Raw genomic sequence first — 23,621 nt, forward strand, 5'->3', positions numbered from 1 at the left:
CAATTACAACGATTGGTCTTTTTTTATTGCGTTAAATTATAGACAATAAAAACTAACATCAGCTTAAACCATTGGCAAATATGAGTTTTTAAAGGTTTTTTAATCGTCTAAATTTAGTCAAATGAATAATTTACTGTGTCTAAAAGCTTTCTTTTTGCGATTTACTTACTTCATGTGTAATTACTATCACACTTGACGTGTGATTTACTTCACTTAAATTGATAACGATTCTCAGTAAACTGAAGATAGTACAAATAAGGAGGGATTTTCATGGAAGCTGTAAAGAATAATAAACCAAATAAAGAACTGGTTGAAAATGAAAATTCATTAAAAGGCACCTTGTTCTCCACAATTGTTTTTGTTGGAGGCGGAATTCTTATATTTATTATTGTTCTGTTTGTTTTTTATATGATGCGAGTATAAAAGAGTATAAAAAAGGAGGTTATTTAAATGAAATTACATCGTTTTGAAGAAATATGGCTTGTTTTTGCGGTAATTATAATCATTGGGTCCATGATTGTTACTGGTTACCAGGCTTTTGCTCAAGGAATGGCTCCACCGAGTCATAAAGAAACAATCGATTCTCAAAAAGTAGATCAAACTGCTCCATTCGATAATCCTGGCGTTTTTGAAGTAGGAGAAAATGAGTATGATGTTGTAATGACATTGGAAATATTTAGCTTTAACCCTGGTGACATTGAAGTACCTGTTGGATCGACGGTCAATTTTACGATGACTTCTAAGGATGTTGTTCATGGCATGCAAATTGTGGACACCAATGTGAATGCTATGGTTCTGCCGGGGCACATTCAGAAAGTTTCACAAACGTTTAATGAACCGGGTGAATATCTGATTTTATGTAATGAATATTGCGGAGCAGGTCATCAATTAATGAGTACGACAATTACTGTTAAATAAAGGAAGGAGGAAATAAAAATGGCGAAAGTACTAGATGAACACTTTGTTCAAAGACCGAAAAAATATGCGAAAGAATTTATAGCAACGAATCCAAACGATGCTAAATTATCTCTAACATTTTTTTCCGTTTCTTTTATTGCACTACTTGTTGGTGGTGTATTAGGGTTATTGCAAGGATTGGAGCGGGCTGGTTTACTGTCTATGCCATCATGGTTCGATTATTATCAAACATTAACCACACATGGGATTTTGCTTATCCTTGTTTTTACGGGGACATTTCTAGTCGGTTACGTATATGCGGGATTATCCCATACTCTGGGAGGCTTAATTCCTATAACAAGAAAAATGGGGTGGACAGCATTAATTTTAATGTTGTTTGGTACTGTTTTAACCGCGTCACAAGTCATTATTGGTGAGGCATCCGTTCTTTATACATTCTATCCACCAATGGCTGCATCACCCTGGTTTTATATCGGATTAGTATTAGTCGTATTAGGTGTTTGGACAGCGGCATTTGGAGCATTTATAAATGTTGCAAACTGGCGAAAAAAACACCGTGGCCAACATCTTCCATTATTAGCGTTTTTCGGTACAGGTATCTTTGTTTTACTGTTCACCGGAACATTGGGCGTAACGTATGAAGTATTAACATTAATTCCATGGGCTTTCGGATGGACAGATTCAGTAAATGTCTTATTAAGTCGAACTTTATTCTGGAGTTTTGGACATACACTTGTTAACGTGTGGTATTTTACTGCTGTATCAGCATGGTATGTTGCATTTCCGAAAATTATTGGCGGACGTACGTTTAGTGATACGTTGGCACGTGTTGTCGTTGTATTAATTGTTATTTTAAACGTACCGGGTGGATTCCACCACCAAATTATTGACCCTGGATTTGGCGAAGGATTAAAATACATGCACGTGTTTATGAGCTTATCCATTGCATTTCCATCTTTACTAACAGCCTTTGCAATGTTCGCAATTATGGAACGTACAGGTAGAAAAAAAGGTGGAAAAGGATTGTTCGGCTGGTTTAAAAAATTACCTTGGAAAGATGCTCGTTTCTTAGCTCTATTCCTTGCAATGGCAACATTTATTCCAGCGGGTGCAGGTGGTATCGCACAAACTAATTTCCAACTGAATCAGGTAGTTCATAACACACTATGGGTTACTGGACATTTCCATATTACAGTCGGCGTAACGGTTGCGTTATCATTCTTTGGTATCGCGTACTGGCTTGTACCACACTTGTCTAAACGGATAATGACTCCAAAAATGAATAAATTAGCCATATGGCAAATCATTCTTTGGATGGTAGGTATGTTCTTTATGTCTGGTGCTATGCACACGGTCGGATTATTCGGTGCACCTAGAAGAACATCGTTTTCAACATATTTTGATAGTGCTACGGCAGCAAGTTGGAATCCATATTTATTCTTGCTTGCCATAGGTGGAACGCTACTCATTATATCGGTCATATTGGTTGTATATATTATATTCCACTTAATGTTAAAAGCACCTGTAGGAAAAACAGAATTTCCAATTGCTGAAGAGGAAGATGACGCTGCACCTACACCAAAATGGACGGAGCGTTGGGGGCTTTGGGTTGTGTTAATGATTGCAGTTATCTCCATGGGGTATGTTATTCCGCTAGTTGATGTAATCATGAATGCACCTCCAGGATCACCACCATTTAAAACATGGTAACATTTTTAGCGCATAACGACGAAAGGATAGTCAAGTTAGAAGAAAGACTATCCTTTCATAGATTTTAACTACATTATGTTTAGGAAGTGGTCTAGAATGATCAAAAATAAGCATAATTTTATAAGTATAATGGTCGTTCTATTATTCGGAGTTATCCTTTTTTTTGTTGGAACAGATGGATTTCAAGCTTTTACTGAAGAAACAGCTCGTACGAACCGGTTGATGGAAGAACAGCCAAAGTTTCCTGAGGTGATGTTAGAGGATAGTAAAGAGCGAGTCTATTCATTCTCTGAATTTGAAGATAAATATGTCATGATAACATTTGTATATACTGCTTGTTCTAGTGTTTGTCCGCAATTGGAAATGAACTTGGCAGAAGTTTATAATGCCATTCCAAGTAAATATATTGGAGAAGATATCGTCTTTTTAAGCATTAGTTTTGATCCGGAACGGGATGATCCCACAGCTTTGGCAAAATATCAAACCTTTTTTGGCAGTGACGGGGAAACATGGCGAATGGCCCGAATTACAGATCAAAATGAATTAGATGCGTTGCTGGATGAGTTTGGGGTTATCGTCATTCCTGAAGATGATGGAGAGTTTACGCATAACTCCGCTTTTTATCTCGCTAATCGCGACGGCTATTTAACGGAAGTAATGGATTATACAAAGACTGAGGAAGCGGCTGCAAAAGTAACGTCCATTCTTGAAGAGGATTTGGAATAAGCGTTCGTCGGTAACTAGTAATTCGTAATAAATCCACCCAATAAAACTATTTTCCGGATACACTATTATTTCCGCCAAGGCACTAGGGAACTTTAGTTTTTCAAATACTTCCACGCCGTATCAAAGATGGCATGAGGAGGCGTAAATTATGAAACAAGCATTCTATGGATTAATATTATATGTTTTTTTAATGATTCCTCCAGTTGTAACATTAGCCGAGTCAATTATGAGCATTCATATGCATATGCAAATGCCGTTATTGTTAGCTGCAGGTATGCTTATGACTCCCTTTTTCCAAAAGCGTTTTCCCGGATTTTTTGCGAAATGGAATGAAAATGGAGTACCGGGAATTGTACTGTTTATGGTGATTGTGTCTTATTGGATGCTGCCACGTGCAATGGATGAAGCATTAACGATTCCGGTAGTAGAAATATTCAAATTTATTAGTTGGCCTTTCTTGGCAGGTATCCCGTTAAGGGACAGTTGGAACAAAATAACTCCACGCATTCAAAATGTTATCTTAATAATGAACAGTCTGTTATTTGGGGCTATGGCATGGGTTTATATCGCCTCGCCCAATCAGCTGTGTAATAATTATGCAATTGTCGAGCAACGAGCGCTTGGATGGGGGTTTTTAATTATTGCACTTTGTATCATGCTTTATTATATTCAAACGTTATTTATTGATGAAGCGGAATATGAATGAAATGAAAAACCAAAAATATTGTGATCTGGAAAGTGTATTTAAAACAGAAGGGTTATCTTTTCTTGCAGATATTATTCTAGTTGGGGACGCGCTACTACCAGTAACTGTATAGGTAACCCTTTCTATATTTCACTTCAATTTTTTAATTTCTTCATTTGTCTGTTTGCTTACTTTAGAGATCACTTCCAATGAAATTTCTTCTTGTAAAATATTTTGAGCAACATCTACCCTCTCAAGTTGTTTTCCTTTTTCTATACCTTTTTCGGTTCTTTTTTTATCCCCTTTTCTTCATAGGATATTGGAAGCTCCATAATTTTATCCTTATCTTCCAACTGGCTGATTACTTTCATCAACTCCCTATCTTTTTTTCAATAAATTCTATATAATTGTCGTTTTAAAGTCATGAGAAATTTAATGTTATAATATATGAGAATGAAAAAGTTGCATAGCGATTGCATCTTAATGATCGTTCTATACGATAGTAATAATAGCACGAAAATTTACATCTGCTATATAATTACTATCGTAGTTGAATCTGTCTAAGTGGCATCTGAATTAAAATTTATAGGTAGTCAAAATGTTGTACATCCTCTAAGATAAAATTAAATGTGGCATAGACAGAATACTGTATATTGTATTTATGGGTCTTTCATACGTTAATCGATTTTAAATAAAAGAACGTAAATAGAATTTTATAGAGGTGAATTCTGGTGACTGAAAGTAGTTTTGAATTTTTACATAAAAACTGGCCAATTCTAGCAAACCTCGGAAAAACGGCTGAGAAAAATGTGCATACAGATCCCGGGACAACATTAATTAAGCTCCGTATGTTTGGAGAGACGATTACGAAGTATATTTTTGCTTTTGAAGAAATGGATGAGTCATATAATTCAAGGCAAGTAGACCGTTTACACACGCTAAGAAATGATGGTTTGTTGAATAATGAATTGTTTGAAATACTTGATACGATTCGCCGAAAAGGGAATAAGGCTGTACATGAAGCCGGGTATGGGTCAACCAATGAAGCAAGTAATTTACTGCATATGACATTTCGTTTAAGTGTATGGTTGATGCAAGTTTATGGGCAGTGGGATTTTACGGCTCCCAAGTATGTTGAACCGACGCATGAGAAGGAATCTGATCAACAACTGGCTATACTTGCCAAAGAATATGAAGAAAAATCGGCGGCGTTACAAGAAGAATTGGAAAAGCTTCGGAGTGAACAGCTGTATAAATCGGATCAGGAAAAAGACAAACGAAAGAAGAATGCCAAACATTTTGCTTCACGCGTCGATTTAAATGAAGCGGAAACTAGAATGATTATTGACGATAAATTACGATATGCCGGTTGGGAAGCAGATACACAGAACCTGCGCTTTGGAAATGGTACTCGTCCCGAAAAAGGACGTAATATAGCAATTGCTGAATGGCCATTAAAAAGCGGTTTCGCGGATTATGCATTGTTTATTGGGTTAGAATTGATCGCAATTATAGAAGCTAAACGAAACAGTAAAGATATTCCTTCAGATATTGAACAAGCAAAAATATATGCGAAAGAAGTTGTCTTGCATGGAAATGAAATCATCCACCAACCATGGGGCGACTATTATGTGCCGTTTTTGTTTGCAACGAATGGTCGTGAATATTTACAACAGCTTGAAGAAAAGTCTGGTATTTGGTTTTTAGATATACGAAAAACAACCAATCATCCACGCCCTTTAAAGGGTTGGTATACACCTGAGCGGTTAAAGGAACTTCTAAAGCAGAATATTGAAAGTTCCTACAAATCACTTGAAAATGAGACGATGGAATATTTAAATTTACGCAATTACCAACAAAACGCGATTCGATCAGTAGAACAGGCTTTGAAAAACGAGAAAAGAGAAATGTTAATTGCCATGGCTACAGGAACTGGAAAGACGAGGATGGCGATCGGCTTAATATACCGATTAATTAAAACAAATCGCTTCAAACGCATACTATTTCTCGTTGATCGGAGTGCCCTTGGCAGGCAAGCGGAAGCTGCTTTTAAAGATTCCAAGCTGGAAAATTATCATACATTTACGGAAGTTTTTGAGTTGCAAACGTTGGAAGATAAAAACCCCAATAATGAAACAAAAGTGCAAATTTCTACGGTGCAAGGAATGGTCAAGCGATTGTTCTATAATGAAAACGATGCGAATGTCCCAACAATTGATACGTATGACTGTATCGTCGTCGATGAAGCCCATCGCGGCTACACATTGGATAGAGAAATGAGCGAGGTCGAGTTAACTTTTCGTGATCACCGTGATTATGTAAGTAAATATCGCCAAGTGCTTGATTACTTTGATGCGGTTCGTATTGGACTGACCGCGACACCAGCTCTCCATACGGTAGAGATATTTGGAACGCCCGTTTTTAATTACTCTTATCGTGAAGCGGTAATTGACGGTTACTTAGTTGATCATGAGCCACCTTATCAGTTTGAAACAGCTTTAAAACAATCCGGTATAGGATGGCAGGCAGGAGAAGAAGTAGACGTATATGATAGTAGTACAGGCCGTATTGAAAAAGAATTATTGGAAGATGAAGTGAATATAGAAGTAACACAGTTTAATAAAGTTGTTATTACAGAAAGTTTTAACAGAGTCGTTTTAAAAGAACTGACAAACTATATACACCCGGATCAAACCGGTAAAACACTTGTATTTGCTGCTTCTGATGACCATGCAGATCTGGTTGTTCGCTTATTTAAACAAGAGCTCGTAGAAAAATATGGACCAATAGAAGATAATCTCGTTATGAAAATAACTGGGTCCATTAAAGATCCACTTGGAGCAATAAGGCATTTTAAAAATGAAAATTTGCCTAAAATTGTAGTCACCGTTGATTTATTAACAACAGGCATTGACGTGCCGAGCATTTCCAGTCTCGTATTTTTACGTCGTGTACGTTCAAGAATATTGTATGAACAAATGCTAGGCCGGGCAACACGTTTGTGTAAAGAAATTGGTAAGACACATTTTGATATCTTTGATGCAGTAGGCATTTACGAGTCATTAAAACCGTACACAAGCATGAAACCTGTTGCCTCAATGCCACAATTAACTGTAGGGCAACTGACCGAAGAATATAAGCAATTGCACAATGAAAGACATTTAAATCAGCATAAAGAAGAAATAATAGCAAAAATCCAACGAAGAAAACAAAAATGGAATGAACAAGAACATGAAGATTTCAAAGCACTTTCGGGTGGTAAATCGATTGAATCATTTATTGATGAAATTAAATCAGCAAATACACATCATGCAAAAGAAGTGTTAAACAATCAACCAATCATTCAATACATTGATGAAAACCGAACGAAGCCATCGAGACAATTTATATCCCAACATGAGGATGAACTCGTTTCTGTAAACCGAGGTTACGGGCAAGCAAGTCGTCCCGAAGACTATTTGGATGGCTTTAACAAATTTATTAAAGAACATATGAATGAAATACCGGCACTTAAAATCATTTGTACTAGACCGAAAGACTTGACGAGAGAGGACTTACGCCAATTGCGAATTGCTCTCGATCAAAAAGGATATAACGAGACGAATTTGCAAGCCGCATGGAGGGACGCCAAAAACGAAGATATAGCTGCTGATATTATCGGTTTTATTCGGCAACTAGCGATTGGGGACCCGCTTGTCAGCCACGAAGAACGAATTCGGCATGCTATGAGTCAGGTTTATCAAATGAAGGCTTGGCCACCCGCCCAAAAGGATTGGCTTGTACGAATTGAAAAACAGTTATTAAAGGAAAGTATTTTAGATCCAAATCCCGAGAAAGCATTTAATGTTGAGCCATTCAAAAGCCGTGGTGGTTATAACCGACTGAATAAAATATTTGATGGTCAACTAAAACAAATTGTAAAAACGATCAACAAAGCATTATATGATGAGAGGGAAGAAGCATAGTGGGAAATCAAGAAATTGTACAAAAGCTTTGGAATTTATGTAACGTATTACGTGATGACGGCATCACGTATCATCAATATGTTACCGAATTAACGTATCTGTTATTTTTAAAAATGATGAAGGAAAAAGAAAATGAAGCACCGATTCCGGAAGAGTATCGCTGGGACTCATTAACGAATCGCCATGGAATTGAATTGCATAATCATTATCGTCGATTGTTACTGGATTTAGGGCAAACGGAAAGTGACATTGTGAAACAAATTTACACAAATGCAACGACAAATATCGATGAACCGAAGAATCTTGAAAAAATAATCCGCTCTATTGATGACCTGGACTGGTACAATGCAAAAGAAGAAGGACTTGGCGATTTATATGAAGGGCTGCTCGAAAAAAACGCAAGTGAGACGAAGTCGGGCGCAGGGCAATATTTTACGCCGCGTACTCTAATTGATATAATCGTTCAGCTTATGGATCCACAACCAGGAGAGCGGTGCAACGACCCGGCAGCAGGGACTTTCGGATTTATGATTGCAGCAGATAATTATGTAAAGGCGAAAACAGATGATTATTTTGATTTAGGAGAAAAAGAAGCATCGTTTCAAAGAACGAAAGCTTTTACTGGAGCTGAGCTCGTAAAAGATACGCACCGTTTAGCAATGATGAACGCTATGCTGCATGATATGCACGGCGACATTATGCTAGGTGATACGTTATCGGATATGGGGACAACAATGAAAAATTATGATGTTGTTCTGACTAATCCGCCTTTTGGAACAGCACGAGGTGGAGAAAGACTGACTCGTGATGACCTAACTTTTCAAACGACAAATAAACAATTGAATTTTCTGCAGCACATTTACCGTTCCTTGAAGGCAGACGGCAAGGCTCGTGCAGCTGTCGTCCTTCCTGATAATGTTTTATTTGAAGGAGGAATTGGTGCACAGATCCGGGCAGACTTGATGGAAAAATGTAATCTTCATACGATCCTTCGTTTGCCAACAGGTATTTTTTATGCACAAGGGATTAAAACGAACGTATTGTTTTTCACTCGTGGTACAACGGATAAAAATAATACGAAGGATGTTTGGGTGTATGATTTGCGGACAAATATGCCAAGTTTTGGGAAGCGCACCCCCTTGACAGAAAAGCATTTCAATAAATTTATCCAGGCGTATGAATCGGAAGATCGTTCCAAAATAAACGACGAACGATGGAACAGGTTTACACGAGAGGAAATTAGAAAAAAAGATAATAATTTAGATATCGGATTAATTGATGATGATTCATTAGCAATGTATGAAAACTTATCTGATCCAATCGATGCTGCAGAAGAGACAATTGAAAAACTGGAACAAGCTGTCGTTTTTCTGAATGAAGTGAAGGAACAGTTACAAGCTATTAAAGCACCTACTTCTATCAAACAAGAGAAGAAACTAGATCTACTGGAAGATCATAATGAACCTTTTCTTCTACCGGAGAAATGGAAGTGGGTGACATGTGGAGAAATTTCCGAAGTCATTCGCGGTGTTTCTTATAAAAAACATGATGTCGAAGTTGAAAAGAATGATAATAATCGCTTAATTCTCCGCGGCGGCAATATTCAAGACGGGAAAATAGTTAATCAAAGAGATAACGTTTATGTTGATCAAAATTTAATTAAAGAAAAACAGTTATTAATTGAGAATGATGTCGTAATCGTGGCATCAACGGGAAGTATAAAAGTGATCGGAAAGGCCGCTTCCGTGAATCCGGACTTTGTGAATGAAAGCTTCGGAGCATTTATGACGGTAATTCGCGCTCAGGATCCTATCGACAGAAGATACTTTGGATACTTTTTTCAAACGAATTATTATCGCAATACTATTGCTAACTTAGCTAAAGGCAGCAATATTAACAATATTAAAGCAGCCTATTTAAATGAACTATCTTTCCCATTACCACCTGTAGAAATTCAAACGAAAATTGCCGATCAGTTAGACAGCTTGCTGGGGAAATTGGATGCAGCGGAAGAACAGTTGGCAAGCACACAGGAACAAGGTTACTTTCATTCCTTGAGACAGACAATTCTTCAATGTGCATTTTCCGGTGGATTTGATTTATAGACATAATTAATTTACGACTTAAATGACGTTGAATTAATCCAATATCCTTCAATAAATGAAAATTAAACACATCGTATAGGAAGTGAAAAGAGACGCATGGAGCATAAAACCCATGCGTTTTGTTTTGAAAAATAGGAAAGTATAAAAATTTGCGCATAGCTGTCTAGCTTCGACGTACAGGATGTTTTCGATGGGACGAAAGCGTAGCTACATTCCCAGGATGTTCTAGTGCAAATCTTTTCGGTGGGGCGAGCATTTACGCGCAGTCCCAGGCGACGCCACAAATGTTTTCGATGGGGCGAGCATTTATGCGCAGTCCCAGGACGTGGCGTTCTAAGCCTGCCAGCCCAGCCCCTCGAGGTCTTAAGCAATAACTCTTCGTGGCAAAACCGCCACTACGATTTCTTGCTTAAGCTATGCCTGAGGCTGACCAGGGCGCTTGCGCTTTTCTTATTTGTTGATAATCGCTAAATATTAGCGTAGATTGTAAATATCAATTACTGATAGTAGGAGTATAATAATAAATATCGTGATTTAAAGAGTAAGTGGGGAATTACGTTGCAAAAAGTAATAAAGATGACATATGAAGGAATCATGATTATACTTGTAATTTTAACAATTATGACGATTTGGTCAGAAAACAGAATAAATTCAACGATCAATTGGGTCGTTTGGGGAATCTTTTTTGCTGATTTTGCGATACGGTTATTGCTTTCAAAGAGAAAATGGGATTTCATTAAAAGCAATCCTTTTTTGCTTATCGCCATCATTCCGTTTGATCAGTTTTTCCAAATTGCTCGTATTGTTCGTTTGATTTATTTTTTCCGGATCAAAACAATAGCAAAATACTATATTACTCCTTATGTGAAAAAGCTCACGTATAAATCGTTAACTCTATTAACGGTTGTTTTTCTACTTTATCTAGTATTGGAAGCTTTAATTATTTGGAAAGTAGAAGCTGTAATAGCTACGTATTGGGAAGCAATTTATGCAGTCATCAGCTATTTATTCTTTGTTGGTCATCGTATTTTTGCTATGGACCACAGTGTTTCCATCTGGCTGTTGACGATTACCTCTGTTTTTGGAGTGGTATTGCAAGGGTTGGCGCTGCAATGGGTTTTTACAAAAATAGAGAACATATATAACCAAGTTAAAAAGAAACGTGATGCTTCACAGGCGAGCTAGTTTATTACGAAGAAAAATGACCCCGTACATTATGTATATATAAAAAAATGCTCTCTGCAAACTATTTTTGTCAGAGAGCATTTCTTACTATTAAACGCTGAGTACTTCTTTAATTTGATCTATTGCCCAGTCCAGATCTTCTTTTTCAATAACGAGTGGTGGAGCAAATCGGATGACATTATCATGTGTTTCTTTACATAACAAGCCTTTTTCTTTTAACTTTTCACAATACGGACGAGCCGCTTCAGTTAATTCAACACCAATAAATAAGCCACGACCACGCACTTCTTTAATAACTGGGTTGTCGATTTTTTGAAGTTCCTTTTTCATATAGGTTCCGAGCTCTAAAGAACGTTCCGCTAATTTCTCATCGACTAACACATCAAGTGCGGCGCTAGAAACAGCACATGCGAGCGGGTTTCCGCCAAATGTGGATCCGTGTGACCCTGGTTCAAACACGCCAAGGATATCTTTATTTGCAACAACACATGAAATTGGGAATACACCGCCACCGAGTGCTTTTCCTAAAATAATTATGTCGGGTGTTACGTCCTCCCAGTCACAGGCAAACATTTTACCGCTGCGGCAAAGTCCTGCCTGAATTTCATCAGCAATAAACAAGACATTTTTCTCTTTACAAAGCTCGTACGCTTCTTTCAAGAACCCTTCTTGCGGAATGTTTACCCCGGCTTCCCCTTGAATTGGCTCGAATAAAAAGCCTGCTGTATTTTCTGTAATTGCTTCACGAAGTGCATCAATATCCCCGTAAGGAACGGTTTTAAAACCTGGAAGCATTGGCCCGAATCCACGCTTGTTGTCTTCATCAGATGACAATGAAACAGCAGCCATCGTTCTTCCGTGGAAGTTGCCTTCACAAGCAATAATTTCTGCTTGATTGTCGCCAACGCCCTTGACATCATATGCCCAACGACGAGCCGTTTTAATAGCTGTTTCGACAGCTTCAGCTCCTGTGTTCATAGGAAGTGCCATTTCTTTTCCGGTTAGTTTACAAACTTTTTCATACCATGGTCCCAACTGATCATTATGGAAAGCGCGTGATGTTAGTGTAGCTGCACCCGCTTGTTCTTTTAATGCCTCAATGATTTTAGGGTGTCGATGCCCTTGGTTAACAGCAGAATATGCACTTAGTAGATCCATATAGCGATTGCCTTCAGGGTCTTCCACCCAAACACCTTCCGCTTTTGATACAACGACAGGGAGCGGATGATAATTATTTGCCCCGTATACTTCTGTTTGTTTAATGATTTGTTCACTAGTTTGTACCATATAATCCCTCCGTTAATTATTCACACAAATACTTGCTAACGACTAATGAATATCATGTAACATAATTTAAAAAATATCAACTGATGTCCATTAAATTCAAGGAAATGTTTACATGTAGTGAAAAGCCGTTATAAGTATTGTAGAATATAAAATAATTCCATTTACAAATACAATAACATAAATTATAATGGCTGTATACAGTATACCGCCTTTTACGGGAGAGGATATTTTTGAGAAAGATTGTGCAAAGTGAATCGCTAGCAGATCAAGCATACAACTTAATCAAAAAAGAGATAATTACGGGCAAATTGCTTGATAATGAACCATTGCCTGAAGAAAAACTGGCAAAAAACTTGGGCATTAGTCGTACACCGTTACGGGATGCGTTAAGAAGACTAGCTATGGAAGGGCTGATTGTTCCCCAAAAAGGGAAGCCTTCATTGGTAGCAACATTCACCCGGGAAGATTCCCTAGAATTTATGGAGATCAGAAGCATTCTTGAAATCGATAACATTGTTAAAATCATGTCAGCAATAGATGATTTGTTTGTTGATCAATTAAAAGAAAATGTTGATGAACAGTTGGAAGCTGTTGAACAGGATAATTTCCAGCAGTTTATTGAGCTTGATCGCGAATTTCACTTGCTACTCGCGTCTAAAAATAAAAATGGTAAATTCCGTGAAATGATTCATCAGATGAATACTGGAGTAAATCGAGCTTTTCTCATTTTATCCAATACAATTACTACTAGTGCGAAAGAGGCGTGTGAAGAACATATGGAAATCATTAAAGCATTGGATACGAGAGATGTCCACCTTGCCAAGAAAAAAATGACTGTCCACTTGGATAATGTAGAAAGAAGATTTTTGAGTTATTTTTCAAAGGAAGACAAAACAAATGAAGAAATATAAGGTTCTTCCATTACAGATATAAAGAGGAGGAATTTCCATGAGAACGTTACAATGGCAAACACCCGAGGAACTTCGGCATCTCATTTCCGAACTGGTTGGGTGGGACAGCAGAACACTTACAGACGGGGAAATAGAGTTTGCACATCATTTAAAAGCAAAATTAAGTGAGCTTTCGTATTTTCAACAAAATCCATCACACGTGCAATTGCATGAAGCTGACAAGGGGCGTTTGGCAGTCACGGCTTTATATAAAAACGAACAAGCAAAAGACACGATCGTATTAATTAGTCACTTCGATACAGTTCATACGGAGGAGTTTGGGGATCTGGGCGACCTTGCATTCCAGCCGGAACAATTAACAAAAGCATTTATGGAACGTAAAGATGATTTACCTGAGGAAGCACGGGAAGATCTTGAGTCCGGCGCGTATTTATTTGGTAGAGGTACAATGGATATGAAGATGGGGTTAGCTTTGCATATGCGTCTCATTGAAAAAGCCTCCACTGAACAATGGCCGATAAACTTAGTTCTTGCTGCGGTGCCGGATGAAGAAGTCAATTCTGCAGGAATGCGCGCCGTTGTTCCAGCGCTTTTACAATTAAAAGAAGCACATAAGTTGAAATATAAATTGTTCCTTAATGGGGAACCGTCGTTTACACAAGAACCGGGAGATAAGAACCATTATATTTATTCTGGCAGTATTGGTAAAATTATGCCTACTGCTTTATTTTACGGAAAAGAAACGCATGTCGGTGAACCACTAAGTGGAATGACAGCCAATTACATTGCATCCTTTCTAACACAGCGGATGGAATGGAATACATTGTTTCAGGAATCGGATTTAGGTGAAAATACACCGCTTCCAGTTTCATTGCAGCAAAAAGATTTGAAGATGGAATATTCAACTCAAACACCATATCGAGGAAAAGCACTTTACAATGTGTTTCTAATGAAACGTGATGCATCAGAGATTATGGAAATCTTCAAGCAGGTGGCTGAAGAAGCTGCGGCTGCCTGTAATAACCAGTACAAGGAAATGTGCGAGCGGGAGAATGTAAACCCTATTGGTGAAGTGTCTGTCATTACGTATGAAGCCCTCCTGCAGCATGCGACAGAGAAGCTAGGTGAAAAAGCAGTCGATGCAATAAAACAGGATGTAGTTAAAGATGAGCAATTGGACGATCGAGAAAAATCGGTACGGATTGCCGATTCATTAATGCTTGCTTGTCAGGAGCTTGGTCCAGCGATTGTTTTGCTCTATGCCCCACCGTATTATCCGGCAGTGAATGCATCCGACGATTCGCTTATTATAGAATTAGTCGATTTAATGAAAAAAACTGCACAGAAAGAATTTAATACAGCAATTAAACAAATTCATTATTTTAATGGAATTTCTGATCTAAGTTATGTGTCTTATAAAGATACAGGTAAAGGTTGGGATGTCTTTCAAAAAAATACGCCTGTATGGGGGGAAACGTACGAAATCCCATTTACTGAAATGGCCCAGCTTGACGCACCTGTATTAAATGTTGGACCTTTCGGAAAAGATGCTCATAAATTAACGGAACGATTACACAAAGACAGTGCCTTTGTTCAATTACCATTTATGCTAGATACATTGGTTAAAAGTATGTTCCCGATAAAAGAACCGATCATAAAATAATCATTAAATAAATCAAGTCCTTTATTTAAGAAGGGCTTGGTTTGGTTTTTATGTTCATCCATAATGCTTGCACTATAACACTATTCATAAAGTTTTAAAATATTTAGCCAAAAAATGTATTTTCGTTTATACTATTAAAGAAGCGGATTGTAAGAAGGTGAGCACATATGTTACAAGTTGTATTTTATACGAAAGATAATTGTTCATTATGCGAAGAAGCTCGAGCAATTATTTTGCTGTTGCAAAAACATTATCCATTCGAACTTGAGGAACGGGATATTTATACAAAAGACGAATGGCTGGAAGAATACCAGCTGCTCATTCCTGCGGTGGAAATGAATGATATTCGCTTGAATTGTGAAGAATTGACTTTTGAAACGCTCGAGCAGGCCTTGCAAGAAAACAGTTAGATCTTATCATTTTAGTACTTGATTTTCTTGCTTGGAAGATGAAGCACTGTGCCTGCTTAATCCGAAAACATTAATCCGATTTATTTTAAAACTATTGCTTCCTTTTTCATTTATGGTAAAATGAGGTTAATAACAACTTGAATTTCTTTTTTTTGTACGAAGTGGGACAAAAAACAACCTATCGGGACAAAAATAACCCGAATAAAACAGAAAGGATATATATGAACGTATTTATGAATCTGAAAAAAATGTATCCTGATTTGTTGGAGGGGATGCGCCAGCGTTATTTAGTTTTATATCGAATTCAGTTATTGGAACCGATTGGACGTAGAGGACTCGTCGATAATACAGGTTTTCCCGAGCGCCATGTCCGTAATGAAGTTGAGCGACTACAGGAGCAAGGATTAATTGAATTAACAACAAAAGGAATGTACATGACTAAAGAGGGAAAGTTAGTAATCGATGAATTACATGACTTTATTAAAGAAATTTCCGGCTTAACCTCTTTGGAAAATCAATTGACGGAAAAACTGCAAGTAAAGCAAGTGATCGTTGTACCTGGTGACAGTGATGAGTTTGACTGGGTCAAACAGGAAATGGGGAAAGCTGCTGTTTCTTATTTAAAATCCTATATTCAATCAGATAAAACGATTGCCGTAACTGGTGGAACAACAATGGCAGCAGCTGCAGAAGTAATGACCCCTTTAGGTAATAATAATGCTTGCTTATTTGTCCCAGCACGAGGTGGGATAGGCGAAAAGGTGGAAAATCAGGCGAATACGATTGCTGCAAAGATGGCGGAAAAGGAAAAAGGGGATTATCGTCTCTTGTTCATACCTGATCCACTGAGTGAAACTTCCTATCAGACGATGAAAAATGAGCCTTCCATCAATGATACCGTACAACTCATTAAAGATGCTGAAATCGTTATACACGGTGTTGGTGATGCATTAACAATGGCGAGACGAAGGAAAACTGCTGAAGCGGTTTTGGAACGGTTGGAAAAAGAACAAGCGGTTAGTGAAGCATTTGGTTATTATTTTGATGAATCGGGAAAAGTTGTATATAAATCGAGAACGATCGGCATGCAGCTTGAAGATTTATCGGATGCTGAACTTGTAATGACAATAGCCGGTGGCAGTTCAAAGGCACAGGCAATTAGTTCATATATGAAACAGAAGAAAAGCAACTTGCTTATTACAGATCAAGCAGCTGCTGAACAAATAATGAAAAATTAAATATTAAATTGGAGGAAATTATTATGACAGTTAAAATAGGAATTAATGGGTTTGGCAGAATTGGACGAAATATTTTTAGGCAAGCTCTATCAACAGATGATGTTGAAGTCGTTGCTATTAATGATTTAACAGATGCTGAAATGCTAGCTCATTTATTAAAGTATGATTCAGTACATGGCAAATTAGACGAAGAAGTGACTGTAAACGAAAATACCATTACTGTTGGTGGCAAAGATATCTTCGTCTTTTCCGAGCAAAATCCGGCTGATATTGGCTGGAAAGAACATGGAGTAGAAGTTGTTATTGAATCTACCGGGCGTTTTACAAATCGAGCGGATGCACAGAAGCATATCGATGCAGGAGCAAAGAAAGTAATCATTTCAGCCCCTTCTAAAGAGGAAGATTTAACGATGGTTATGGGCGTGAATGAAGATGAGTATGATGCAGCGAATCATCATATCGTATCAAACGCCTCATGTACGACAAACTGCTTAGCGCCACTTGCAAAGGTGTTGCACGAGAACTTTGGAATTAAGCGCGGACTTATGACAACGGTACATTCATATACAAATGACCAACAAATTTTGGATTTACCGCATAAAGATTATCGCCGCGCGCGTGCAGCAGCAGAAAACATTATCCCAACTTCGACCGGTGCAGCAAAAGTTGTTGGAAAGGTATTACCAGAATTGGAAGGAAAGCTTAATGGTATGGCCATTCGCGTACCAACACCAGATGGCTCTGTTGTTGATTTAGTAGCCGAGCTTGATAAAAACGTAACAGAAAAAGAAGTAAATGAAGCCTTCAAGCATGCTGCAGAAGGCGAGCTAAAAGGTATTCTCGGATATAGCGAGGAACCGCTTGTATCTACGGACATTGTCGGAGATACGCACTCGTCACTTATTGATGGATTATCAACAATGCTGATGGATGATAATTTTGTAAAAGTAGTCTCATGGTATGACAACGAAATGGCTTATTCAGCGCGTTGTGTTGACTTAGCTAAATTTATGAAAGCAAAAGGGCTATAATATTAAAAAGGGGAGGGAAAGGTAGTACCCCCATAAAGTTAGAGTGAAAATCTGACTTTAGGGGTGCGACACCAACCCTCCTCTTTTTACTATAAATCAGTTCAGTAGCACAGCAATTCATTCTCGATGATTTGAGTAATTCTAATATATATTATTGATAATTAATGGTAACATAGAGGGTGTTGAAGAAAGAATGTGTTTTGTTTCTTCACTCGATAAATAATACATAATAAAGCTAAATGTTTATGCTTGTTAGATAGGAGAGTATAAAGTTTTGGTCTAACTTCGACGCACAGGACGTGGCGTTCTAAGCCTGCCAGCGCCCAGAAACTAGGCGACTTCCTGCAGCGCCTTACGATAAAGAAGACTTGCCGATTGGCTTTAGACAGAGGCTTAGTCGCCCTTATGCCCTTGGGTGAAAGTCATCATCGATTCGGTAAGACAAAGGAGGGCCAACTAAATACGGCCTCCCGCGCCAACGTTGGCATACCCCTTTTGCAGGGGCATGATTCCTTTATCTAGGATAGTTTGGAATGTTCGATTAAAACCGCCACTTTGCGTGGCAACATCGAACCACCAGCTTTGAGCTGGCGCAGTCGCTACGTTTCTAGGCAGGGCGCTTGCGCTTTTCTTTATTGACAATAGGAGGTTGATGTTACTTGAACAAAAAAACACTAAATGATTTGAATGTAAAAGGAAAGAAAGTATTTTGCCGTGTTGATTTTAATGTTCCAATGGATGACGGCAGAATAATTGATGATCGAAGGATTCAAGCGGCTTTACCGACGATCAATTACTTAACAGATCAAGGTGCAAAAGTGATACTTGCATCACACCTTGGTCGTCCAAAAGGCGAAGTAGTAGAGGAGTTACGACTTGACGCCGTTGCAAAACAATTAAGTGAATTGAGCGGAAAAGAAATATTGAAAACGGATACGGTGTATGGAAAAGAAGTTGATGAAGCCATTTCCCGTCTGGATGATGGAAATGTTTTGTTGCTGGAAAATGTACGTTTTGAGCAAGGGGAAGAAGTAAATGATCCGCAATTAGTAAAGGCTTTTGCGAATATGGCAGATGTGTATGTCAATGATGCATTTGGAACGGCACATCGCGCACATGCTTCTACAGCAGGTGTTGCTGAAAGATTGCCGGCAGCAGCCGGTTTTCTAATGGAAAAAGAAATCGATGTTCTAGGTAAAGCGCTTAAAAACCCTGACAGACCATTCACAGCAATTATTGGCGGATCAAAAGTGAAAGATAAAATTGACGTGATCGACAACCTGTTGGATAAAGTGGATAACTTAATCATTGGTGGCGGCTTGGCCTATACCTTTTTAAAAGCAAAAGGATATGAAATCGGCAATTCCTTGCTTGAAGCAGATAAAATGGAACTCGCAAAGACATTTATGGAAAAAGCAGAATCAAAAGGTGTTCGTTTTATTATGCAAGAAGATGCAGTTGTTGCAGACAAGTTCGATGCAGCGGCCGATAGTAAAATTGTCTCGATCGATAACATTCCTGAAGGTTGGCTTGGTCTTGATATTGGCCCAAAATCAAGAGAAGCATTTCGTGATGTGATTTTACAATCAAAACTTGTTATATGGAATGGGCCTATGGGTGTGTTTGAAATTAATGCTTTTGCCGGAGGAACGAAAGAAGTGGCTGAAGCTTTAGGTGAAACAGAAGGATATACGGTCATCGGCGGTGGTGATTCCGCTGCGGCTGTAGAGAAATTTGCGCTTTCGGAACGGATGAATCATATTTCCACTGGTGGTGGAGCGTCACTTGAGTTTATGGAAGGGAAAGTACTTCCGGGTGTCCAAGCACTGGATGATAAATAACTTTTAGAGGTGATACAATGCGAAACAGAGTAATAGCAGGTAATTGGAAGATGAATAAAACATTAGCTGAAGCAGAAGCTTTCATGGAATCGGTCGTGAATGATATTCGGTTGGATCAGCATACAGAAGCAATTGTTTGTGCACCATTTCCTTATTTATCAAATATGGTACAAATAGCAGAAAACAGTGGAATAAAGGTAGCTGCACAAACGATGCACGAGGAAGCAAGTGGTGCGTTTACGGGAGAAGTGAGCCCTATCATGCTAAGAGATATCGGAGTTTCACATGTTATTATCGGTCATTCCGAACGTCGGGAATATTTTAATGAAACGGATGAAACCGTAAATAAAAAAGTAATTGCTGCTTTTGATCATGGACTCGCTCCAATTGTTTGTGTCGGCGAAACGTTAGCACAAAGAGAAGCGAATGATACAAACAAGGTAGTTGGACACCAAGTGGAACAAGCTTTAAGAGGTTTATCGCGTGATCAGGTTGGCAAAACGATCATTGCTTACGAACCGATATGGGCGATAGGTACTGGTAAAACAGCTTCTAGTGAACAGGCGAATGAAGTATGCGCATTTATTCGGGAAACGGTTGCCAGATTAACGACCGATGAAACCGCTGAAAAAGTTGTTATCCAATATGGCGGCAGTGTGAAGCCGGGCAATATTAAGGAACTATTGACACAGCGTGATATTGATGGCGCGTTAGTCGGTGGTGCAAGTTTGGAAGCTTCCTCATTCTTACAGTTAGTGGAGGCTGGTTTACAGCATGAGTAAGTTAGCTGCATTAATTATATTAGATGGTTTTGCTTTGCGTGACGAGGAAATAGGGAATGCAGTCAAACAGGCGAATAAACCAAATTTTGACCGTTATTGGAATATGTATCCGCACAGTCAACTGCAAGCTTGCGGGTCGGCTGTTGGTCTGCCAGAAGGACAAATGGGCAATTCAGAGGTCGGACATTTGAATATCGGTGCTGGTCGAATTGTTTATCAAAGTTTAACAAGAGTCAACTTATCGATTGAAACAGGCGAATTTTTTGAAAAACAAGCATTTATTAAGTCGATGCAGCAAGCAAAAGCAAATGATAAAGCGGTTCATTTGTTCGGACTTTTATCAGATGGTGGTGTTCATAGCCATATTGATCATTTGTTTGCACTACTAAAACTCGCAAAAGAGCAGCAAGTAGAAAGCGTATATGTCCATGCTTTCTTGGATGGCAGGGATGTCGGCCCGCAAACGGCACTTACGTATATTAAACAGACGGAAGACAAAATGAAAGAGCTCGGTGTTGGACAGTTTGCAACAATTTCCGGCAGGTATTATTCCATGGATCGCGATAGACGATGGGATCGAGTCAAAAAAACATATGATGCGATCGTTTACGGAGACGGACCGAGATACAAAGATGCACATGCATTAATTAACGATTCTTATGCAAATGAGATTTACGATGAATTTGTTATTCCAAGTGTGCTAATAAATGAAGATGACGAGCCGATTGGCACAGTCCAAGATGGTGATTCAATTATTTTTTATAATTTCCGACCGGACCGAGCAATTCAAATTTCCCGCACATTTGCTGATAACGATTTTCACGATTTTGACCGAGGCCCGGCCGTACCGAAAGATCTGGATTTTGTAATGCTTACTGATTTCAGTGAAACGGTGGATGGTTATGTTGCCTACAAACCGGTGAATTTGGATAATACGGTTGGAGAAGTGCTTGCCCAACACGGATTGAAGCAATTAAGGATTGCCGAAACAGAAAAATATCCACATGTTACATTTTTTATGAGCGGGGGACGTGAAAAGGAATTTCCGGGGGAGAAACGAATATTAATTGATTCTCCAAAGGTTGCGACGTATGACTTGCAACCGGAAATGAGTGCCTATGAAGTAACTGATGCTTTACTAGCTGAATTGGATGCTGGGCAGCACGAAGCAATCATTTTGAATCTTGCTAATCCGGATATGGTTGGCCATTCCGGCAAGCTGGAACCGACGATACGGGCAGTAGAAGTCGTTGATGAATGTTTAGGTAAAATTGTGGACAAAATAGTAAGTCTGGACGGACATGCGATTATTACGGCAGATCATGGCAATTCAGATGAAGTTGTAACAATGGATGGCAACCCGATGACCGCTCATACGACAAATCCGGTTCCAGTGATCGTTACAAAAGAAGGGGTCACGCTACGTAATAATGGTATTTTAGCTGATTTGTCTCCAACCTTGCTCGATTTACTCGGATTGGAAAAACCTGATGAAATGACCGGGGAATCGTTAGTTGAAAAAAAGCAGTAACTGATCGAATATAGGTAAAAAAACATACATAAAAGGGAGAGATTCAAATGCCATATATTACAGATGTTTATGGTCGAGAAGTATTGGATTCTAGAGGAAACCCGACAGTCGAAGTAGAAATCATTACTGATTCGGGCGCTTTTGGTGCAGCTTTGGTACCAAGTGGAGCTTCAACAGGTGAACACGAGGCCGTTGAATTGCGTGACGGCGATAAAAACCGTTACATGGGAAAAGGCGTTTTAAAAGCGGTAGAAAATATAAATGAAGTGATCGCTCCGGAATTATTAGGAGTTGATGTTACAAGACAAAATGTTATCGATCGTCTTATGATTGAGCTTGACGGCACAAACAATAAAGGCAGACTTGGTGCAAATGCTATTTTAGGTGTATCGATGGCAGCAGCACATGCAGCGTCGGCCTATCTTGAACTCCCGTTGTATAACTATTTAGGTGGATTTAATGCAAAAACATTACCAGTTCCAATGATGAATATTTTAAATGGTGGAGAGCATGCGGATAATAATGTCGATATTCAAGAATTTATGATTATGCCTGTGGCCGCGTCGACATTTCAAGAAGCATTGCGTACCGGTACGGAAATATTCCACGCTTTAAAAAACGTGTTGAAAGAAAAAGGTTATAACACGTCAGTAGGCGATGAAGGTGGCTTTGCACCGAATTTAAAATCCAATGAAGAAGCCTTGCAAACTATTATGGAAGCAATTGAAGCAGCGGGATACAAGCCTGGTGAAGAAGTTCAGCTTGCCATGGACGTCGCTTCTTCAGAATTTTATCAGGATGGAAAGTATGAGCTTAAAGGAGAAGGGATTGTCCGTTCGTCTACTGAAATGGTTGATTGGTATGAGGAAATGGTAAATAAGTATCCGATTAAATCCATTGAAGATGGACTTGATGAAAATGATTGGGAAGGACATAAACTTTTAACAGATCGACTTGGAGACCGAGTGCAACTCGTTGGTGATGATTTATTCGTAACGAACACAGAAAAACTGGCTCAAGGAATTGAACAAGGGGTCGGCAATTCAATATTAGTAAAAGTAAACCAAATTGGGACATTGACGGAAACATTTGAAGCAATTGAAATGGCTAAGCGTGCCGGTTACACAAATGTTATTTCCCATCGCTCAGGTGATACGGAAGATGCTACCATTGCAGATATTGCGGTTGCTTCAAATGCTGGACAAATTAAGACAGGTGCTCCGTCCCGAACCGACCGGGTAGCAAAGTATAACCAGTTGCTTCGTATCGAAGACGAATTAGCTGGTATGGGTGAATATGCTGGCTTGAGTGCTTTTTACAATTTAAATAAGTAACAGAAAAGACTTCACATACATTCCTCCTGTTTTAATGAAAACATTAAGACAGGAGATTTTTTAAAAAGGAAGAAAGCATTCCTGTAATGAAGCAAAATGAGGATTGAATAAAAAATGTCCCCTTGGTATGATACGAGGTGTCCGCAGCTAGCTAGCAAAAGGACCCTTAAACAAACCAAGGAGGACTATCATGAATTATAAACAAAACGAAAAGATCTTACAACTAACAGACAAAACTTTAATTATTGGAATTGACATCGCGAAGCATACACATGTTGCGCGGGCACAGGATTTCCGTG

General features: G+C 38.7%; 17 protein-coding genes and 2 pseudogenes. 18 read left to right on the forward strand and 1 reads right to left on the reverse strand.

Annotated elements, in window-relative coordinates; translation table 11 throughout:
* Nucleotides 1-270 precede the first annotated feature (270 nt).
* The 9 genes and pseudogenes from ACLIBG_RS11550 to ACLIBG_RS11590 all read left to right on the forward strand — a co-directional run bounded on the left by ACLIBG_RS11550 (nucleotide 271) and on the right by ACLIBG_RS11590 (nucleotide 11,294).
* Entirely contained in the window at nucleotides 271-423 is a 153-nt protein-coding gene (locus tag ACLIBG_RS11550) for a hypothetical protein (RefSeq protein WP_439312916.1), read from the forward strand.
* 27 nt (nucleotides 424-450) lie between these two features.
* Entirely contained in the window at nucleotides 451-918 is a 468-nt protein-coding gene (locus ACLIBG_RS11555) for a cytochrome c oxidase subunit II (protein ID WP_439312917.1), read from the forward strand.
* A gap of 18 nt (nucleotides 919-936) precedes the next feature.
* Nucleotides 937-2,628: a cbb3-type cytochrome c oxidase subunit I gene (locus ACLIBG_RS11560; RefSeq protein ID WP_439312918.1), complete on the forward strand. Its 1,692-nt coding sequence runs from the start codon at nucleotides 937-939 to the stop codon at nucleotides 2,626-2,628.
* 96 nt (nucleotides 2,629-2,724) lie between these two features.
* Nucleotides 2,725-3,354: an SCO family protein gene (locus ACLIBG_RS11565; protein ID WP_439312919.1), complete on the forward strand. Its 630-nt coding sequence runs from the start codon at nucleotides 2,725-2,727 to the stop codon at nucleotides 3,352-3,354.
* Nucleotides 3,355-3,502: 148 nt separating this feature from the next.
* A complete protein-coding gene (locus tag ACLIBG_RS11570; RefSeq protein WP_439312920.1) occupies nucleotides 3,503-4,060 on the forward strand; it encodes a hypothetical protein in 558 nt (185 codons plus the stop codon).
* Between the two features lie 710 nt (nucleotides 4,061-4,770).
* Complete coding sequence (gene hsdR / locus ACLIBG_RS11575) at nucleotides 4,771-8,004, forward strand: type I restriction-modification system endonuclease (RefSeq protein ID WP_439312921.1); 3,234 nt, start codon at nucleotides 4,771-4,773, stop codon at nucleotides 8,002-8,004.
* A pseudogene (locus ACLIBG_RS11580) lies at nucleotides 8,004-9,437 on the forward strand (N-6 DNA methylase); the annotation flags it as partial. The gene hsdR and the pseudogene ACLIBG_RS11580, both read left to right, overlap by 1 nt.
* A gap of 54 nt (nucleotides 9,438-9,491) precedes the next feature.
* Nucleotides 9,492-10,109 (forward strand): annotated as a pseudogene (locus ACLIBG_RS11585) (restriction endonuclease subunit S); the annotation flags it as partial.
* A gap of 558 nt (nucleotides 10,110-10,667) precedes the next feature.
* On the forward strand, nucleotides 10,668-11,294 hold the full coding sequence (locus ACLIBG_RS11590) for a transporter (RefSeq protein WP_439312922.1): 627 nt from the start codon (nucleotides 10,668-10,670) through the stop codon (nucleotides 11,292-11,294).
* Between the two features lie 90 nt (nucleotides 11,295-11,384).
* On the opposite strand, the gene ACLIBG_RS11595 is transcribed toward ACLIBG_RS11590, so the two are convergent.
* Entirely contained in the window at nucleotides 11,385-12,581 is a 1,197-nt protein-coding gene (locus ACLIBG_RS11595) for an ornithine--oxo-acid transaminase (protein ID WP_439312923.1), read from the reverse strand.
* A gap of 230 nt (nucleotides 12,582-12,811) precedes the next feature.
* On the opposite strand from ACLIBG_RS11595, the gene ACLIBG_RS11600 reads away from it, so the two are divergent.
* From ACLIBG_RS11600 to eno, 9 genes are all read left to right on the forward strand, one after another.
* A complete protein-coding gene (locus ACLIBG_RS11600; RefSeq protein ID WP_439312924.1) occupies nucleotides 12,812-13,492 on the forward strand; it encodes a GntR family transcriptional regulator in 681 nt (226 codons plus the stop codon).
* 37 nt (nucleotides 13,493-13,529) lie between these two features.
* A complete protein-coding gene (locus tag ACLIBG_RS11605; protein WP_439312925.1) occupies nucleotides 13,530-15,155 on the forward strand; it encodes a M20/M25/M40 family metallo-hydrolase in 1,626 nt (541 codons plus the stop codon).
* Nucleotides 15,156-15,322: 167 nt separating this feature from the next.
* A complete protein-coding gene (locus ACLIBG_RS11610) occupies nucleotides 15,323-15,565 on the forward strand; it encodes a glutaredoxin family protein (protein WP_439312926.1) in 243 nt (80 codons plus the stop codon).
* A 137-nt stretch (nucleotides 15,566-15,702) separates the two neighbouring features.
* Nucleotides 15,703-16,803 (forward strand): sugar-binding transcriptional regulator, encoded by a 1,101-nt coding sequence (locus tag ACLIBG_RS11615; protein WP_439312927.1) that lies wholly within the window; start codon nucleotides 15,703-15,705, stop codon nucleotides 16,801-16,803.
* 23 nt (nucleotides 16,804-16,826) lie between these two features.
* Entirely contained in the window at nucleotides 16,827-17,834 is a 1,008-nt protein-coding gene (gene gap / locus ACLIBG_RS11620) for a type I glyceraldehyde-3-phosphate dehydrogenase (protein ID WP_439312928.1), read from the forward strand.
* Nucleotides 17,835-18,493: 659 nt separating this feature from the next.
* Nucleotides 18,494-19,675, forward strand: a complete 1,182-nt coding sequence (locus ACLIBG_RS11625; protein WP_439312929.1) for a phosphoglycerate kinase — start codon at nucleotides 18,494-18,496, stop codon at nucleotides 19,673-19,675.
* A gap of 17 nt (nucleotides 19,676-19,692) precedes the next feature.
* Nucleotides 19,693-20,457 (forward strand): triose-phosphate isomerase, encoded by a 765-nt coding sequence (tpiA, locus tag ACLIBG_RS11630; RefSeq protein WP_439312930.1) that lies wholly within the window; start codon nucleotides 19,693-19,695, stop codon nucleotides 20,455-20,457.
* A complete protein-coding gene (gene gpmI / locus ACLIBG_RS11635) occupies nucleotides 20,450-21,988 on the forward strand; it encodes a 2,3-bisphosphoglycerate-independent phosphoglycerate mutase (protein WP_439312931.1) in 1,539 nt (512 codons plus the stop codon). Before tpiA ends, gpmI begins: the two co-directional genes overlap by 8 nt.
* A 47-nt stretch (nucleotides 21,989-22,035) precedes the next feature.
* On the forward strand, nucleotides 22,036-23,322 hold the full coding sequence (eno, locus tag ACLIBG_RS11640) for a phosphopyruvate hydratase (RefSeq protein WP_439312932.1): 1,287 nt from the start codon (nucleotides 22,036-22,038) through the stop codon (nucleotides 23,320-23,322).
* Nucleotides 23,323-23,621: the final 299 nt, after the last annotated feature.

The sequence above is a fragment of the Virgibacillus sp. W0181 genome (assembly GCF_051846915.1).
In the GTDB taxonomy this organism is placed as follows: Bacteria; Bacillota; Bacilli; order Bacillales; family Amphibacillaceae; genus JBPYCR01.